At 69.7% G+C, this 16313-nt stretch carries 18 protein-coding genes; 9 read left to right on the top strand and 9 right to left on the bottom strand.

Going from position 1 to position 16313, the window contains the following annotated elements:
• Positions 1 to 14: 14 nt before the first annotated feature.
• A complete protein-coding gene (locus RBS12_RS01460) occupies positions 15 to 755 on the bottom strand; it encodes an ABC transporter permease (protein WP_307964263.1) in 741 nt (246 codons plus the stop codon).
• Complete coding sequence (locus RBS12_RS01465) at positions 752 to 1741, bottom strand: ABC transporter ATP-binding protein (protein WP_307964264.1); 990 nt, start codon at positions 1739 to 1741, stop codon at positions 752 to 754. The genes RBS12_RS01460 and RBS12_RS01465 overlap by 4 nt, the downstream gene beginning before the upstream one ends.
• Positions 1742 to 1868: 127 nt before the next feature.
• Here RBS12_RS01465 and RBS12_RS01470 point away from each other — a divergent pair, with 127 nt between their 5' ends.
• From RBS12_RS01470 to RBS12_RS01500, 7 genes are all read left to right on the top strand, one after another.
• Positions 1869 to 2678 (top strand): winged helix-turn-helix transcriptional regulator, encoded by an 810-nt coding sequence (locus tag RBS12_RS01470; protein WP_307964265.1) that lies wholly within the window; start codon positions 1869 to 1871, stop codon positions 2676 to 2678.
• Positions 2678 to 4147, top strand: coding sequence for a Fe-S cluster assembly protein SufB (gene sufB / locus RBS12_RS01475; RefSeq protein ID WP_307964266.1), 1470 nt, complete (start codon positions 2678 to 2680; stop codon positions 4145 to 4147). Before RBS12_RS01470 ends, sufB begins: the two co-directional genes overlap by 1 nt.
• Positions 4147 to 5463 (top strand): Fe-S cluster assembly protein SufD, encoded by a 1317-nt coding sequence (gene sufD, locus RBS12_RS01480; protein ID WP_307964267.1) that lies wholly within the window; start codon positions 4147 to 4149, stop codon positions 5461 to 5463. The genes sufB and sufD overlap by 1 nt, the downstream gene beginning before the upstream one ends.
• A 75-nt stretch (positions 5464 to 5538) precedes the next feature.
• A complete protein-coding gene (sufC, locus tag RBS12_RS01485; protein ID WP_307964268.1) occupies positions 5539 to 6318 on the top strand; it encodes a Fe-S cluster assembly ATPase SufC in 780 nt (259 codons plus the stop codon).
• Positions 6319 to 6333: 15 nt separating this feature from the next.
• Complete coding sequence (locus RBS12_RS01490; RefSeq protein WP_373886451.1) at positions 6334 to 6678, top strand: metal-sulfur cluster assembly factor; 345 nt, start codon at positions 6334 to 6336, stop codon at positions 6676 to 6678.
• Between the two features lie 121 nt (positions 6679 to 6799).
• A complete protein-coding gene (locus tag RBS12_RS01495) occupies positions 6800 to 8200 on the top strand; it encodes an AMP-binding protein (RefSeq protein ID WP_307964269.1) in 1401 nt (466 codons plus the stop codon).
• Positions 8181 to 9395, top strand: a complete 1215-nt coding sequence (locus RBS12_RS01500; protein ID WP_307964270.1) for a thiolase family protein — start codon at positions 8181 to 8183, stop codon at positions 9393 to 9395. The genes RBS12_RS01495 and RBS12_RS01500 overlap by 20 nt, the downstream gene beginning before the upstream one ends.
• 77 nt (positions 9396 to 9472) lie before the next feature.
• On the opposite strand, the gene RBS12_RS01505 is transcribed toward RBS12_RS01500, so the two are convergent.
• The 3 genes from RBS12_RS01505 to RBS12_RS01515 are packed head-to-tail and all read right to left on the bottom strand — an operon-like array spanning position 9473 to position 11447.
• A complete protein-coding gene (locus RBS12_RS01505; RefSeq protein ID WP_307964271.1) occupies positions 9473 to 10111 on the bottom strand; it encodes an energy-coupling factor transporter transmembrane protein EcfT in 639 nt (212 codons plus the stop codon).
• Entirely contained in the window at positions 10111 to 10824 is a 714-nt protein-coding gene (locus RBS12_RS01510) for an ABC transporter ATP-binding protein (protein ID WP_307964272.1), read from the bottom strand. The genes RBS12_RS01505 and RBS12_RS01510 overlap by 1 nt, the downstream gene beginning before the upstream one ends.
• On the bottom strand, positions 10821 to 11447 hold the full coding sequence (locus tag RBS12_RS01515) for a biotin transporter BioY (protein ID WP_307964273.1): 627 nt from the start codon (positions 11445 to 11447) through the stop codon (positions 10821 to 10823). The genes RBS12_RS01510 and RBS12_RS01515 overlap by 4 nt, the downstream gene beginning before the upstream one ends.
• Before the next feature lie 185 nt (positions 11448 to 11632).
• On the opposite strand from RBS12_RS01515, the gene RBS12_RS01520 reads away from it, so the two are divergent.
• Positions 11633 to 13234 carry an ABC-F family ATP-binding cassette domain-containing protein gene (locus RBS12_RS01520; protein WP_307964274.1) on the top strand — a complete coding sequence of 534 codons (1602 nt, stop codon included), beginning with the start codon at positions 11633 to 11635 and terminating at the stop codon, positions 13232 to 13234.
• A gap of 7 nt (positions 13235 to 13241) precedes the next feature.
• Here the strand turns inward: RBS12_RS01520 and RBS12_RS01525 are convergent, their stop codons facing one another.
• From RBS12_RS01525 to RBS12_RS01540, 4 genes are read right to left on the bottom strand one after another with little or no spacing between them, the layout of a single operon-like run.
• Complete coding sequence (locus tag RBS12_RS01525; RefSeq protein ID WP_307964275.1) at positions 13242 to 13727, bottom strand: YbaK/EbsC family protein; 486 nt, start codon at positions 13725 to 13727, stop codon at positions 13242 to 13244.
• A complete protein-coding gene (locus RBS12_RS01530) occupies positions 13724 to 14638 on the bottom strand; it encodes an SURF1 family protein (RefSeq protein WP_307964276.1) in 915 nt (304 codons plus the stop codon). The genes RBS12_RS01525 and RBS12_RS01530 overlap by 4 nt, the downstream gene beginning before the upstream one ends.
• Positions 14639 to 14872: a hypothetical protein gene (locus RBS12_RS01535; RefSeq protein WP_307964513.1), complete on the bottom strand. Its 234-nt coding sequence runs from the start codon at positions 14870 to 14872 to the stop codon at positions 14639 to 14641.
• Positions 14873 to 14883: 11 nt separating this feature from the next.
• Entirely contained in the window at positions 14884 to 15366 is a 483-nt protein-coding gene (locus RBS12_RS01540; protein ID WP_307964277.1) for a DUF3099 domain-containing protein, read from the bottom strand.
• Between the two features lie 209 nt (positions 15367 to 15575).
• Here RBS12_RS01540 and RBS12_RS01545 point away from each other — a divergent pair, with 209 nt between their 5' ends.
• Complete coding sequence (locus RBS12_RS01545; RefSeq protein ID WP_307964278.1) at positions 15576 to 16301, top strand: beta-ketoacyl-ACP reductase; 726 nt, start codon at positions 15576 to 15578, stop codon at positions 16299 to 16301.
• Positions 16302 to 16313 lie beyond the last annotated feature (12 nt).

Raw genomic sequence — 16313 nt, forward strand, 5'->3', positions numbered from 1 at the left:
CTTCCGGGGTCTATTCAGTTCCACTTGAACCATCGCACGGCGGCGAGGCCGGCCACGGCCCCCCAGGCGACGAGGACGACGGCGGCCGGGATGTCGAGCGCTCCATGCAGGAACGCAGCGCGCGCGGCGTCGCCGAGCGCTCCCGACGGGAGGAAGGCGACAATGCCGGCGATCTGCGACGGCAGACGCGTGCTTGGGAGGGCGATGCCGCCGAACGCGCCGAAGAGGATCCACACGAGGTTCGTGACAGCGAGTGTCGCTTCGGGCCGTGCGGTTCCCGCGATGAGCAACCCGAGCGCCGTGAACACGGCTGCGCCGAGCGCGAGCAGGACGAGGCCGAGGAGGGCCCCAGGGAGCGAAGGCCTCCAGCCGAGAGCGAGCGCCACTCCGCCGATCACGACGACCTGGAGAGCGAACACGACGAGGACGGCGATGACCTTGCCCGCGATGAGACCCGCGCGCCCGAGCGGCGTCGTCGAGAGGAAGCGCAGCACGCCGTAGCGCCGGTCGAAGCCCGTCGCGATGCCTTGGCCCGTGAACCCGACCGAGAGTGTGCACAGGGCGAGCACTCCCGGCGCGGCGATGTCGATGCGGCTCGCGCCGAGTCCGTCGAGAAACGGTGTGACGGTGAGGCCGATGATTGCGATGAGCGGCAGGACGAGCATGAGGACGAGCTGCTCTCCGTTCCGCAGCATCGCGAGCGTCTCGTAGCGGCCCTGCTGCCACACGCGCGCGGCCAAGGGAGCGGCGCTCATGCTGACTTCCTTCCGGTGCCGGCGAGTTCTTCCTGGGCGGACGCTTCGGCGATGTCGAGGAAGACGTCCTCGAGGCTGCGGCGCCCGAGCTCGAGCGAGCTCGGCATGATCCTGCGTGCGTCAAGCCATCGGGCGAGGGCTGCGAGATGTGCCGTCGAGAGCTCGCCGTCGATCGTGTAGTGGCCCGCGGGCGTCTCCGAGATGCTCACAGGCTCGGTGCCGGAGAACGCCTCCGCGAGGTCGAGGGCTGCCGGCGCCCGAAGGGTGAGGCGGCGCGCCGTCGTCGTTTCGGTGCCGAGGAGTTCCGCGACGGTTCCCTCGGCGACGATGTGGCCGCGGTCGAGGATCGCGACCCAGTCGGCGAGCCGCTCGGCGTCGTCGAGCAGGTGGGTGGTCAGGATGATGCCGAGCCCCTGCGCGCGCAGGTCGGCGATGAGATCGAACACGACCTGACGGGATTGCGGATCGAGGCCCGCGCTCGGCTCGTCGAGGAAGACGACGTCGGGGCGCCCGACGAGGGCTGCGGCGAGTGCGACGCGCTGCTTCTGGCCGCCCGAGAGGCGGCGGATCGTCGTGCCGGCGAACTCATGGAGCCCGAGCCGCTCCGCAAGATCGGCGACGGGGAGGGGATTGCGGTACATGCCCGCAACGTGCTGCAGAAGCGCCAGAGGGCGTGCCGACGGCGGGAGGCCGCCGTCCTGGAGCATGACGCCGACCCGCGAACGGAGTTCGGCGTTCGCCGTCTGGGGGTCCTCGCCGAGGAGGCGGATCGTGCCTCCTGTGCGGCGCCGGAGTCCTTGGGCGCACTCGAGGGTCGTCGTCTTCCCGGCGCCGTTGACGCCGAGGAGTACCGTGACCTGCCCGGGGTAGGCCGCGAGGTCCACCCCGGCGAGCACGCGCTTCATGCGGCCCGCCTCGGCGGCGATCGGGCCGACGTCGTGGATCAGCCCCTCGATCTCGAGGCAGGGGGTACCGGTTCTGAGCACCCATACATTCTACGCAAGGTAGTAGTGCGCGGCCTCCGTGGGGCCCGCCGGGGTGTGTGATGCATCAGTCACTCAACTAAGTCCCGCCTTACTGGATGACATTGGCAGATTAGGCAATGATTGTTTTGTGTATTCCGTGGCCGAACAGAACCCGAGCAAGCGTGCCGCCGGTAGCCGCGCCGCCGGCGACGCCGAGGACCGCACGCGCAACCGCGTCCTGGGAGCCGTTCTCGAGCACGGTCCGGTGAGCGCCGCTGATCTGGGGGAGATGCTCAACGTCACGCCCGCGGCTGTGCGCAGGCATCTCGACGCGCTGACACGCGAAGGCGTCGTCGAGGTCAAGCGCGTCGCCACGTCTGGCATGGGCGCGGGACGGCCCGCCCGTCGCTACGTCCTGACGTCGCGAGGCCAATCGTCGATCGGCGACGATTATCTGGACATTGCGCGCACCGCGCTTCACCGGCTCGCCGAACTGGCTGGGCCGGGCGCCGTCGAGGACTTCGCCGAGGAGCGCTTCGGCGCCATGGAGCGCCGCTATCAGCCGATCGTCGACGCGGCGGGCGACGACGTCGCGGCGCGTTCGCGCGCGCTGGCGGAGGCGCTCACGAACGACGGCTTCGTGGCTTCCGCCGCCGAGGTTGCAAGCCGCGCACCGCTTCCCGCCCACATGGCAAGCGTCCAGCTATGCCAAGGGCACTGCCCTGTGCAGCAGCTCGCCGCCGAGTTCCCCGCCTTCTGCGATACGGAGACCGCGGTCTTCTCACGCCTCCTCGGCGTCGATGTGCGGCGGCTCTCGACCCTCGCGAGCGGGGGGCACGTCTGCACGACCCACATTCCCACGGGACGCGGCGGTCGGCTGCCATTTTCCGGCACGTCAGACCGCCACGTTGACCAAGCCCCCGACGTTAATGAAGCCCTACGAAACGAGAGGCCGTGATGACGGATCAATTGGCCGAGAAGCATGCCGTGGACGTTGAGCCTACGGTGATCTCGGAGATTCTCGAGAAGAACCCCGAGCTCCACGGGATCGGCAACTACGAGTACGGCTGGGCCGACTCGGACGTTGCGGGCGCCAACGCCCGCCGTGGGCTCGACGAGGAGGTCGTCCGCGACATCTCCGGCAAGAAGGGCGAGCCCGAGTGGATGCTCGACCTGCGCCTCAAGGGCCTCAAGTATTTCGACCGCAAGCCGATGCCGCTGTGGGGCGCCGATCTCTCCGGCATCGACTTCGACAACATCAAGTACTTCGTGCGCTCGACCGAGAAGCAGGCGGAATCGTGGGAGGACCTCCCCGAGGACATCCGCTCGACGTACGAGAAGCTCGGCATCCCGGAGGCAGAGCGCAGCCGCCTCGTCGCCGGCGTCGCCGCCCAGTATGAGTCCGAGGTCGTGTACCACCAGATCCGCGAGGACCTCGAGAAGCAGGGCGTGATCTTCCTCGACACCGATACCGCGCTCAAGGAGCACCCGGAGTTCTTCAAGGAGTACTTCGGAACGGTCATCCCTGTCGGCGACAACAAGTTCGCGTCGCTCAACACGGCCGTGTGGTCCGGCGGCTCGTTCGTCTACGTGCCGAAGGGCGTCCACGTCGAGATCCCGCTCCAGGCCTACTTCCGCATCAACACGGAGAACATGGGCCAGTTCGAGCGCACGCTCATCATCGCGGACGAGGATTCCTACGTCCATTACATCGAAGGCTGCACGGCGCCGATCTACTCGTCGGACTCGCTGCACTCGGCCGTCGTCGAGATCATCGTCAAGAAGGGCGCCCGCGTCCGCTACACGACGATCCAGAACTGGTCGACCAACGTCTACAACCTCGTCACCAAGCGCGCCGTCTGCCACGAGGGCGCGACGATGGAGTGGATCGACGGCAACATCGGCTCCAAGGTCACCATGAAGTACCCGGCCGTGTACCTCGTGGGCGAGCACGCGAAGGGCGAGACCCTCTCGATCGCGTTCGCGGGCGAGGGCCAGCACCAGGACACGGGCTCGAAGATGGTGCACATCGCGCCGAACACGAAGTCCTCGATCGTGTCCAAGTCCGTGGCTCGCGGCGGCGGCCGCGCGGCCTACCGCGGCCTCGTCCAGGTGCGCGAGGGCGCCAAGCACTCGGCCAACACGGTTCGCTGCGACGCTCTGCTCGTCGACACGATCTCGCGCTCCGACACGTACCCGTACATCGACATCCGTGAGGACGACGTGGTGCTCGGCCACGAGGCCACGGTGTCCCGCGTGAGCGAAGAGCAGCTTTTCTACCTGATGTCTCGCGGGCTTCCCGAGGACGAGGCCATGGCCATGATCGTGCGCGGCTTCATCGAGCCGATTGCGCGCGAGCTCCCCATGGAGTACGCCCTCGAGCTGAACCGCCTCATCGAACTGCAGATGGAAGGGTCCGTCGGTTAATGACTGAAATTTCGGAACGCGCTGTGGCGGATACCGCGCAGGAGGCAGTGCGAGAAACAGTGTACGAAAAGGCGCGAATCGGCGCGCCGTCGATCGCCGGCTTCACGGAGGAGGGCGAGAGCCTCTCGCCCGAGCCCGTCGTCACGGGCCCGCTCGGCGGTGCCGCGTCGAAGAGCCACTCGCACGGCGGCGGCTACGGCATCCCCGACAGCTCGCGTGCGGGTCGCCTCACGTCCTACAGCCTCGCGGACTTCCCCGAGCTCAAGGGCACGGAGGAGGACTGGCGCTTCACGCCGCTCCGCCGCCTCGGCGGCCTGCACAAGGACGCGCTCGACGGCGCCGCCCCGGCTGTCGCTGTCGAGGCCCCGGCATCGGTCCGGGTCGAGACCGTCGGCCGCGACGACGCCCGGATCGGCTCCGCTGGAATCCCCGAGGACCGCGTGTCCGCCAACGCGTGGGCGCACTTCATCGACGCGACCGTCGTGACGATTCCCGCGGGCACCGAGCTCGAGGACCGGATCCTCGTGACTCTCGCGGGCGAGGGCCTCGCCGCGGCAGCCCAGCACGTGGTGATCATCGCCGAGGAGGGGGCTCGCGCCGTCGTCGTCCTCAACCATGAAGGCCAGGCGATCGTCTCCGAGAACGTCGAGGTCGTCGTCGGCGACCGCGCAGACCTGACCGTCGTGACGCTCCAGGAATGGTCGGACGATTCCGTCCACGTGTCGTCGCAGCAGGTGAAGGTGGGCCGCGAGGCGAAGATCAAGCACGTCGCCGTGAGTCTCGGCGGCTCGCTCGTGCGCCTGACGCCGACCGTCCGCTTCGCCCAACCGGGCGGCGAGGCCGAGGTGTACGGCCTCTACTTCGCGGACGCCGGCCAGCACCTCGAGCACCGCACGTTCATCGACCACGCGCAGCCCAACTGCATCTCCAACGTGCTCTACAAGGGCGCGCTGCAGGGCAAGGATGCGCACACGGTGTGGGTCGGCGACGTGCTCATCCAGAAGCAGGCCGAGGGCACCGACAGCTACGAGAAGAACCAGAACCTCGTCCTGACGGATGGCTGCCGCGCGGATTCCGTGCCGAACCTCGAGATCGAGACGGGCCTCATCGAGGGAGCGGGCCATGCAAGTGCGACCGGCCGGTTCGACGACGAGCACCTCTTCTACCTCATGGCACGCGGCATCCCGGAGGATGTGGCCCGTCGCCTCGTGGTGCGCGGCTTCCTGAACGAGATCATCCAGAAGATCGGCGTTCCCTCCATCGAAGAGCACCTCACCGAGGCCGTCGAGCGCGAGCTCGAGGCCGGAGACAACTGACCCCAAGGATTGGTCCGGCGGCGCCGGGCACCGTTAGAGCACAGCCCCGCGCCAAGGGGCACTAGGAGAAAACACATGTCGACTCTGGAGATCAAGGACCTGCACGTCTCGATCGAGACCGAGCAGGGCGTCAAGGAGATCCTCAAGGGCGTGACGCTCACCGTGAAGACGGGCGAGACGCACGCGATCATGGGCCCCAACGGCTCGGGCAAGTCCACGCTCGCCTCGACGATCGCGGGCCACCCGCGCTACACCGTCACGTCGGGCTCGATCACGCTCGACGGCGAAGACGTCCTCGCCATGAGCGTCGACGAGCGCGCCCGCGCCGGCCTCTTCCTCGCGATGCAGTACCCCGTCGAGGTCCCGGGCGTCACGATGACCAACTTCCTCCGCACCGCGAAGGCGGCGATCGACGGCAAGGCCCCGGCGATCCGCACGTGGACGAAAGAGGTCAAGGATGCGATGGCGCAGCTGCGCATCGACGCGGACTTCGCCCAGCGCAACGTCAACGAGGGCTTCTCGGGCGGCGAGAAGAAGCGCGTCGAGATTCTCCAGCTCGAGCTCTTCAAGCCGAAGTTCGCCGTCCTCGACGAGACGGACTCCGGCCTCGACGTCGACGCCCTGAAGGTCGTCTCCGAAGGCGTCAACCGAGCCCACGCGGCCGGCAACATGGGCACGCTGCTCATCACCCACTACACGCGCATCCTGCGCTACATCAAGCCGGAGTTCGTCCACGTGTTCGTCGACGGCAAGATCGCCGAGCAGGGCGGCCCCGAGCTCGCCGACCGCCTCGAGGAAGAGGGCTACGACCGCTACCTCGCCGGCGCCGGCTCCGCGGTTCACGTCCAGGCCTGACCAAAAGGAGACACCGTGTCTGATACCCCTGTGGCCGGGCTTGAGCCGGGCCAGACCTCGCTCGAGGACGTCGAGGAGCGGCTCAAGGACGTGATTGACCCCGAACTGGGCGTCAACGTCGTGGACCTGGGGCTGGTCTATGGGCTCGAATACGGCGAGGACGGGGCGCTGCTCATCAGCATGACCCTGACCACCGCAGCCTGCCCTTTGACCGACATCCTCGAGGAGCAGGTGGGCCAGGCCCTCGATGGAGTCGTGGACGAGTGGCGCCTCAACTGGGTGTGGATGCCGCCGTGGGGCCCCGATCGGATCACCGAGGACGGGCGCGACCAGATGCGCGCGCTCGGTTTCAACATCTAGGCATCGCAGCTGACGACGGCGGCCGGCGGCCTTCCCCGCGGAAGGTTACCGGCCGCCGTCGTCGTGTGTCTCGAGCGTTGTTCGGTGGGGGAACGAGTCCGCGCGCCGATAGACTCGGAGGATGCCTTTCGTGGACCGGTTGTCCTGGTGGGCCGCCGAGAAGGCGGACGAGCCCGCCGTCGTCTGCGGACCGGAACACCTTACGTGGGGCGAGCTCGCCGCCTCCGCGACGCGGCTTGCGGGCAGCGGGCAGGATCTGCGGGTTCTCCAGTCAGGCAACGGCGTCGACTTCGCCGTCCGGTGGGCGGCAGGCGTCGCCGGCGACCGCGAATGCGCGGTCCTCGACCCGCATTGGCCCGCAGCGCTTTCCGACGAGGTCCGGGGACTTCTCGTGACGCGCTGGGCTCACACCCGGCCCGGGCCCGCCGAGCTTCGCGACGGCGCGCCCGAGTCGAGCTTCCTCGTCGGATTGACCTCGGGCACCACGTCCGTCCCCAAGGCGTTCTCCCGGACCAGAGCCTCGTGGAGGAGCTCATTCGACGCGTCGATCACGCTCTTCGGCCTCACATCCGAGGACAGGGTCCTCGCCCCCGGGCCGCTCTCAGCGAGCCTCAACCTCTACACGCTGTCCGAGTCCCTCTATTGCGGTGCATCGTTCCATACCCTTCCCGCATTCGATGTCGGCGACGCCCACGCCGAGATCCGCCGCCGGGGCATCACGCGCCTCGTGCTCGTTCCCACGATGCTGCGCGTGCTCGCCGAGCGTGGCTTCGCGGGCGACGTCGACGCGAGCGGGATCACGGCGATCGTGTGCTCAGGCCAGAAGCTCGACCGCCGCACCCTCGAGGCCGTGCGGCGATGGGCGCCCCAGGCCGTCGTGTGGGAGTACTACGGGGCTTCCGAGCTCAGCTTCGTCGCCGCGACCGCCCATGCGCCCGGCGCGGGGCCCGCGGAGGTGGGCACCGCCGTCGGCCGCGCGTTTCCCGGCGTGGACCTCGCGATCCTGGACGACGACGGCGTCCCCCTCCCCGACGGCGAAACGGGGAACATCAGCGTCCGGAGCGGGCTCGTGAGCGACGGCTATGTATGGGGCGACGACGGCCAGGCGTTCACACGGCTCGGCGAGTGGTGCACGGTCCGTGATCAGGGCTTCCTCAAGGACGGAGAGCTGCATGTCCTGGGGCGCACCCAAGACATGATCAACACGGGAGGGCACAACGTCTACCCGCATGAGGTCGAAGCGGCGCTGGCGATGCTCCCGGGGGTGGCCGAGGTCGTCGCGGCGGGCATCCCCGACGACATCCGCGGGCAGCGCGTTGTCGCGGGTGTCGTGCCCGCCCACGCCGGCCTGTGCCAGCTTCAGCTCCGCGCGGGGCTCGAGGGGCGCCTGTCACCCTCCAAGCGGCCGCTGCAGTACTTCGAGCTCGACGAACTGCCCGTCACGGAGCGGGGAAAGCTCAGCCGCACCCAGTTCCAGCGGTGGGTGCTCGAGGGGGACGCGCGTGCGCGGCCACTCGCCTGATACGGCGAGCGCTCCGCTCGTCATCGCGGGGCTTCGCACGCCGCTCGCGAGGGCGGGAACGGCGTTCGCGGACATTCCCGTGCATCGCCTGCTCGCCCCGGTCCTCCGGGCCGTCGTCGAACGCACGGGCCTGCCGAGCGCGCAGTTCGCCGACGTCATCGCGGGCAACGCCGTTGGCGGAGGGGGCAACGTGGCCCGCCTGGCAGCGCTCGAGGGGGGACTTCCCGACACGCTCCCGGGGCTCACGGTCGACAGGCAATGCGGCTCGGGCCTCGATGCGATCGTTCTCGCGTGCCGCCTCGTGCAGGCCGGGGCGGGGCGGGCGTATCTCGCGGGGGGAGCCGAGTCGATCAGCACGGCACCCGTGCGCGGTCGCCGCCGCCCAGACGGCGAGATCGACTTCTTCTCCCGCGCACAGCACGCGCCGACGCGATCGGACGAAGCCGAGCCCGGGGATCCCGACATGGGCTTCGCGGCCGAGACTGTCGCCCGCGAGGCCGGCGTTGCGCGCGCGCGGCAGGATGCCCTGGCCCTCCGGAGCCACCGGCGGGCGCTCGCCGCCCTGAAGGCAGGAACGTTCGACGGCGAAATAGTGCCCGTGCCCGCACGCGGCGGGTGGGTGCGGACGGACAACGGACCGCGGCCGCGGCTCGACGAGCGTCTCGTGGCGCGGTTTCCGGCCGCGTTCGTGCCGGTCGGCACCGTGACGGCCGGGAACTCGTGCTTCGACGCGGACGGAGCTGCCGCGGTCGCGGTTGTCTCGGCGGACGCTGTCCCCGCGTTCCCCGATTCGGCACCGACTGCCCTCGCGTTCCGGGGTGCCGCGACGGTCGGCGTCGATCCCCGCAGGCTCGGCCTCGGTGCCGCGGCCGCGGCCGAAGCTCTCCTCGCGGAGCACGGCGTGTCAGCCAGCGAGGTCGCGGCCGTCGAGTTCAACGAGGCCTTTGCGGGCCAGGTCCTCGCGTGCACGGACCGTCTCGGCCTCGACGACGCGTCGCTCGACCGCGTCCTCAACGCCGACGGCGGAGCGCTCGCCCTCGGGCATGCCTACGGCGCTTCGGGTGCCGTGTCTGTCGTCCGCCTTCTCGCCCGCGCGTCGTCGCTTCGGGACGGCGACCTATGCCTCGCAATGATCAGCTCGGCGGGCGGCATCGGGACGGCAGCCCTCTTCGAGACCCGCCGCCTCGCTCCCTAGCCAACGCCTGGCCATCTCTCGCCCGACTCGCCGGTGGGGATCTGGCCACCGCCGGGGATGGTCACGTCCGGCGAGAGCTACGCGTGGTCGTCGTCGCCGTCGCCGAGGCCCCGCGCAGCGAGCGCCTCGCCAGTCCGGCGGGCGTAGGCCACGGCGGAGAGCACCACCGGGACCGTGCGTGCTCGGACGTCGCGCTCGAGTCCCCGCGCCCGTGCCGCTTCGCCGACCTCGTCAAAGGCGCCTGCGATGACGGGGATGCTGCGCAGCATGATGGCGATGGCCAGGGCGAAGCGCTCCGGATTGGCCCCGAGACGCCGGAACGGCCGGGCGAGGCGGGCGACGGCGTCGAGCAGCGTGCGCAGCGGCACCGTCGCCGTGAGGAGGCCCGCGGCCACGAAGCACAGTGCGAGGTTCAGCACAATACGGGCCGCGGTGGCGGGGCCAAGCTGCCACCACTGGAACGCGCCGAGTACGAGGCACAGCGGTGCGAGCAGCCGCGCCGAGGCCGCAAGCCGCCGCCAGCCGAGTCCAGCCGAGAGCCAAGCCAGGAGGACCACCCCGAGGGCGGTCGCCGAGACCCGCCAGTCGAGCAGCACGAAGCTCGCTGCCCCTGCCGCGACCACGCCGAGGAACTTGGCCCACAGCGGCGCGCGGTGCAGCCACGAGTTGCCCGCCACGTAGCCCGCGAGGACCCCGTGGGACGGGCGGCCGCCCATCAGGCCGCCTCGGAGGGTGCCGAACACAGCGCGCGGTAGAAGGTGACGGCGTCTGCGGGCGCGCCGTCGAACGCGATCCTGCCGCGGTCGACGACGAGGGTGCGGTCGGCGTCGAGAGCCAGCTCGAGGTCATGGGTCGAGAAGACGATCTGCTGGGCGAGTCCCGCGAGCGAGCGGCGGAGGAGCTCGCGGTTGCGCAGGTCGAGGAGCGTCGACGGCTCGTCGAGCACGAGCACGTCGGGGTCCACGGCGAGCACGGCGGCGAGCGCCATGAGCTGGCGTTCGCCGCCTGAGAGGTCGTAGACGCTCTGGTCGGCGAGCGGCCCGAGAGCGAAGCGGTCGAGCACGGCCTGCGCGGCGGCCGCCCGTTCGGTGCGATTCCGCTGGCGTCGGCGCAGCGAGAGCTCGACGTCTTCGCGCCCGGTCGGCATGACGAGCTGCGAGAGCGGATCGGTGAAGACGAAGCCGACTCGCTGGCGAACGGCGCGGCCGTCGCGCCCGGTATCGAGCCCGTCGACGGTGACGGTTCCCGCCGTCGGCGCGATGAGCCCATTGAGCAGCCTCAGAAGAGTGGACTTGCCCGAGCCGTTGGCCCCGATCACGGCAACACGCTGCTCTGTGAGCACGGCCGACAACCCGTCGAGGATCAGCCGCTCCGGCTGATCCTCGACGGGGACGGCGACGCGGACGCCGGCGAGCTCGATGCGGCTCACGCGCCCTTGACCCTGCGCACGAGCACGTCGGGGAATGCTCTGTGGACGGCAACCGCGGCGAGCGAGGCGACGATGTTCTTGAGGATGTCACCCGGGTAGTACGCCAGATCCGCGACGAAGGCTGCCTGCCACGAGAGCTTGAGGTTGATCATCATCCCGAGCACGCCAAAGCCATGGATGACGACGACGGAGACGAGCATCGCGGCGACGAAGAACCACAGCGCGCGTCGCTTCGCCCCGAAACGGCGGATGATCGCCTGGGCGAGCAGGCCGAGCACGAACGCGCCGACGAGGAACGCGACGATGTACCCGGCCGATCCGCCGGCGAGGACCTGAAGCCCGGCGCGGCCGTTGGAGAAGATCGGCAGCCCGGCGAAGGCCAGCACGAGGTAGAGGCCAACGGCCGCGGCCGCGCGCGTCCCCCCGAGGACGAGCCCCGTGAGGGCGATGGCAAGCGTCTGGATCGTGATCGGCACGCCGAAGCTTCCCACCGGGATGCCCGGGGCGACGGCGGAGGCCGCGATGAGTGCCGCGAACACGGCGACGAGGGCGAGGGACTGCGCGTCCCACGCACGGTAGCGGCGGGCAGCGCCCTTCCCCTCCGATGCGGTCTTCTGGCTCATGGATTCCTCCCTTGCGGCCAGCGGGTGCTGGCGCCTACGCGAAAAGGCTACGTTTCGGCGTCGTCCCCGATTTTGTGGGACTCCCACGAGCCGCGAGGACCCAGCGTTGGCGAGCGGCCACAATCACGGCCGGTAGACTGGTCGAGGCCCGCATCCGGGCCGCGTCCCGAAAGGCCTTTCCCAAAGTGATCACTGTCCAAAACCTCGAACTCCGTGCCGGCGCGCGCCTGCTCATGGATGAGGTGACGTTCAGGATCGACAAGGGGGACAAGATCGGCCTGGTCGGGCGAAACGGGGCGGGCAAGACCACACTCACTCGCGTTCTCGCGGGGGAGGGCCTGCCTGCGGCGGGCGAAGTGACCCGCAGCGGCGAGATCGGCTACCTCCCCCAGGACCCGCGGACCCCGGACATGGAGCAGCTCGCGCGGGACCGCATCCTGTCCGCGCGCGGCCTCGACGTCGTGGTCCGGAAGCTTCGCGAGGCGCAGACAGCGATGGCGAGCGACGACGCGGACGTGCAGCGCAAGGCGATGGGCCGCTACGACCGGCTCGAGTCGGAGTTCCTCGCGGGCGGCGGCTACGCGGCGGAGGCCGAGGCCGCGGCGATCTCGGCGAACCTCGCGCTCCCGGACCGCATCCTCAACCAGCCGCTCCGCACGCTCTCCGGCGGCCAGCGCCGTCGCGTCGAGCTCGCGCGCATCCTGTACTCGGCCGCGGACACGCTGCTCCTCGACGAGCCCACGAACCACCTCGACGGCGACTCGATCGCGTGGCTGCGGGACTTCCTCAAGGCCCATCAGGGCGGGCTCATCGTCATCTCGCACGACGTCGAGCTCCTCGAGGCGACCGTCAACAAGGTCTTCCACCTCGACGCGAACCGCGCCGTGATCGACATCTACAACATGGGCTGGAAGCGCTACCTCGCCCAGCGCGAGACCGACGAGCGCGCACGACGGCGGGAGCGCGCCAACGCGGAGAAGAAGGCCCAGGTGCTCCTGGACCAGGCGAACAAGATGCGGGCCAAGGCGACCAAGGCCGTCGCGGCGCAGAACATGGCGAAGCGCGCCGAGCGCCTGCTCGCCGGGGTCGCGGAGGAACGCGTCTCGGACCGCGTGGCCGCGCTGCGCTTCCCGGAGCCCGCAGCCTGCGGCAAGACGCCGCTCCAGGCAGAGGGCCTTTCGAAGTCGTACGGCTCGCTCGAGATCTTCACGGATGTGGACCTCGCCATCGATCGAGGCTCGCGTGTCGTGATCCTCGGTCTCAATGGCGCGGGCAAGACGACGCTCCTGCGCATGCTCGCGGGCGTCGACTCGCCGGACACGGGCGAGGTCGTCCCGGGCCACGGGCTCAAGGTCGGCTACTACGCCCAGGAACACGAGACCCTCGATCCGGACCGCACGGTCCTCGAGAACATGCGCCGTTCCGCGCCGGACCACCTCGGCGACGCGGACGTGCGCGGCATCCTCGGTTCGTTCCTTTTCACGGGCGACGACGTCGACAAGCCCGCGGGCGTCCTTTCGGGCGGCGAGAAGACGCGTCTCGCGCTCGCGACCATCGTCGCGTCGAGCGCCAACGTCCTGCTCCTCGACGAGCCCACGAACAACCTCGACCCCGCGAGCCGCCGCGAGATCCTCGGGGCCCTCAAGACGTACAAGGGCGCGGTCGTCATGGTGAGCCACGACGAAGGCGCGGTCGAGGCTCTCAACCCCGAGCGCGTCGTGCTCCTTCCCGACGGCGTCGAGGACCTCTGGAGCGCGGACTACCTCGACCTCATCACGCTCGCGTAGGCCTCTCCTAACGCACCTCGAGCGGCTCCGCGCCCGTCACCCGGGCCAGATCGGCGTAGCTGATTGAGAGCATCGACTGGTGGTCGCCCGCGCCCGCCCACAGGAGGGGATAGCCCCTGAGATGCACGTCGATGAGTGTCCGCAACGGCTCTGGATGCCCCACCGGGGCGACGCCGCCCACGCGCTGCCCCGTGTGCTCCAACACGAACTCGGGCGCAGCGCGCTTGATCTTCCCCGAACCGAGCTGCCGCGCCACGAGCTTCGTATCGACCCGGGCGGCCCCGCTCGCAAGGATGAGCAACGGGGCGCCGTCGAGCTCGAACACGAGGCTGTTCGCGATCGCACCGAGCTCGCATCCGAGGACTTCCGCCGCCGCGGCCGCGGTGGGCACGTCGTCGTCGAACGTTGTGACGGTGTCCGGCAGGCCCGCCGCGAGGAGGGCGCGGCGCACGCGGTCGACGGCGGGGCGGTCGCCGTCAAGCGCGCCGGTCACCGGAAGCCCTGCGCGTCGAGAATGGCGTCCTCTTCCTCTTCGGCAGTGGGCCGCTTCCGCTTCTTCGGCGTGAAGCGGGCGGCGCGCGCCGCGGCATCGTCGGCCGCCTGCTGGGCCTCTGCGTGATCTTCGCCGTGGGCGCGCGCGGCGTCGGCGGCTTCGGCTGCCTCAGCCGCCGCGTCGATCGCGCGGTTGCGGGCCTGCTGCCGCGCCGCGTAGCCGAAGCCGATGAACATGAGGACGCCGAACGCGAGCCATTGAAGCGCGTAGGAGAGGTGCGTGCCGTCGTCGGGCTGCGGCTTGGGGAGGGACGCAGGGGTCGCGGAGGCCGCGGGAGTCTCGTTCGCCATGAGTCCGTACGACCCCGTCATGATCGGGTACTGAAGCTGCCCCGCGTAGGTCGGAAGGTCGATTGAGGCGAGCTGCCCGGCGGGGGCGCCGCGGTCCAGAGTGGGTTCGCTCGGGCGGAGGCGCACGACGACGGAGACCTCGCCCGAGGGTGGCGCCGGGACGGAGTCGGGCCCGCCCTGCTCCTGGTTGCCGATGGGGAGCCAGCCGCGATCGACGACGACAGTCTGGCCCGAGTCGAGGCGGAGCGGCACAACGACCTCGTAGCCCGGCTGCCCGTTGAGCGGGCGGTTGCGGACCACGCGCGTGTCGGCGACCTCATAGGAGCCCCGAAGGCTCACTTGCTGCCATTCGTGGCCCTCGGAGAGATGCCCGAACTGGTCGGACGCTTGGGCGAATGGCACGGGCGCCGCGTCGTAGTTCCGGTTGACGAGGTCGATCACTGCCTGGGCCTCCGCGAGACGCCCCATCTGCCAACGGCTCAGCAGGACGCATGCGACCGCGAAGAGGATGGCGAGGCCGAGGTACGTGAGCCATTGGCGCGAGAAGAGGAAGCGGTACACCTACCGTCCTCCGTTCCCGTGCAAGGAAGCCCCGTGCGGCAGGGTTTCCTTCCACAGGGACCGCGTCGTGAGGTACTCCTCGAGCCATTCGCGGTGCTCGTCGCACGCGAGCCACACCTTGCGCCGCTCGGGAGTGTGGATGCGGGGGTTGTTCCACAGAAGCTGCCATGTCGCCGCGCTGCGGCATCCCTTGCGCGAGCACACCGCTTCCGCGGGTTCCTCGCCCGGAAGCATTCCCAGCAGACTCACGCGCTCCTCTTCTCCTCGCCCGCTTCGTCCCCGCGGTCCCCACCGTCCCCAGCGCGCCCTGCGGGCCCGCCGCTGGCGGGCGTACCGCCGTCGTCCTCGCCGTCGAACAGCTCACCCTGAAGGACGACGTCGTCCTCGCGTGCCGCTGCGAGCCCGCCTTCGAGCTCGGCTACTGGGGGAGCGTCGATGAGGGCATCGCTGGGGGTCTCTGCCGTATCCTGGGCGTTCGCGATGACGACTGCGACCCACGGCAGGAACACGGCGCCGGCGACGGCGATCAGCTTGAACCATCCGTCGAGGACGAAGAGCATGATGATGCACACCATGCGGATGCCCATCGCGATCGCGTAGCGGACCATGCGCTTGTGCATGTCCTCGCTGTGTCCCGGGGCAGCCGAGGTGATGCTGTGAACCTCAGGATCCTCGGAGGTCCGTTCGTCCTCCGGTCCCTCGCCGGTCCCGTCAGTCAGTCTCTTCATCACACTCCCAGTCGATCTATTGTCCCACTCGTGCCGTAGCCGGGCGAATCGCGGGCCGCGCTGCTCATGACGCGCGAAGCCAGAGCATTTCCTGCTTCGCGGCCTGCGGGGCTCGACGTGCAGTTAGGATTCTCGACAGACAACGGCTGTCGGGTGCCGCGCACGCGTTACCCGCGCGGCCGCCGCACCATCACCTTCGAAGGAGCACTGTGAGCACGGAAGCCCACACGCCGCGCAGCGTCCTGGTCACGGGAGGCAACCGTGGCATCGGCCTCGCGATTGCGAAGGCCTTTGTCGCCAACGGCGACAAGGTCGCGGTGACCTACCGCACCCAGACCGAGCTGCCGGACGGGATCCTCGGCGTTCAGGCCGACGTCACCGACGAGGCCTCGGTCGATCGCGCGTTCACCGAGGTCGAGGCTGCACATGGCCCCGTCGAGGTACTCGTGGCCAACGCGGGCATCACGAAGGACACGCTCCTGCTCCGCATGAGCGAGGATGACTTCACGTCCGTGCTGGACACGAACCTCACCGGCGCGTTCCGCGTCATCAAGCGGGCATCGAAGGGCATGATCCGCCTGCGCAGGGGCCGCGTGATCCTCATCTCGTCGGTCTCGGGCCTCTACGGAGCCCCCGGGCAGATCAACTACTCGGCCTCGAAGGCTGGCCTCGTAGGCCTCGCCCGCTCGTTCACGCGCGAGCTCGGCAGCCGCGGGATCACGGCGAACGTCGTGGCACCGGGCTTCATCAAGACGGACATGACGGCCGAACTGCCCGAAGAGACGCAGAAGGACTACCTCTCGCGTGTCCCGGCCGGCCGTTTCGCCGACGCCGAGGAGGTCGCCAACGTCGTGCGCTGGATCGCGAGCGACGAGGCGGGATACATCTCGGGCGCCGTCATCCCGGTCGACGGCGGCCTCGGCATGGGCCACTGAGCCCCCCTCGAA

This window comes from Sinomonas sp. ASV322 (genome assembly GCF_030908245.1).
Classification (GTDB): Bacteria; Actinomycetota; Actinomycetes; order Actinomycetales; family Micrococcaceae; genus Sinomonas.

Excerpts from the sequence above, each read along its gene's own strand:
- RBS12_RS01460 (WP_307964263.1), bottom strand. The coding sequence starts at position 755 with ATGAGCGCCGCTCCCTTGGCCGCGCGCGTGTGGCAGCAGGGCCGCTAC.
- sufB (WP_307964266.1), top strand. The coding sequence starts at position 2,678 with ATGACGGATCAATTGGCCGAGAAGCATGCCGTGGACGTTGAGCCTACG.
- sufD (WP_307964267.1), top strand. The coding sequence starts at position 4,147 with ATGACTGAAATTTCGGAACGCGCTGTGGCGGATACCGCGCAGGAGGCA.
- sufC (WP_307964268.1), top strand. The coding sequence starts at position 5,539 with ATGTCGACTCTGGAGATCAAGGACCTGCACGTCTCGATCGAGACCGAG.
- RBS12_RS01495 (WP_307964269.1), top strand. The coding sequence starts at position 6,800 with ATGCCTTTCGTGGACCGGTTGTCCTGGTGGGCCGCCGAGAAGGCGGAC.
- RBS12_RS01505 (WP_307964271.1), bottom strand. The coding sequence starts at position 10,111 with ATGGGCGGCCGCCCGTCCCACGGGGTCCTCGCGGGCTACGTGGCGGGC.
- RBS12_RS01515 (WP_307964273.1), bottom strand. The coding sequence starts at position 11,447 with ATGAGCCAGAAGACCGCATCGGAGGGGAAGGGCGCTGCCCGCCGCTAC.
- RBS12_RS01535 (WP_307964513.1), bottom strand. The coding sequence starts at position 14,872 with ATGCTTCCGGGCGAGGAACCCGCGGAAGCGGTGTGCTCGCGCAAGGGA.
- RBS12_RS01540 (WP_307964277.1), bottom strand. The coding sequence starts at position 15,366 with ATGAAGAGACTGACTGACGGGACCGGCGAGGGACCGGAGGACGAACGG.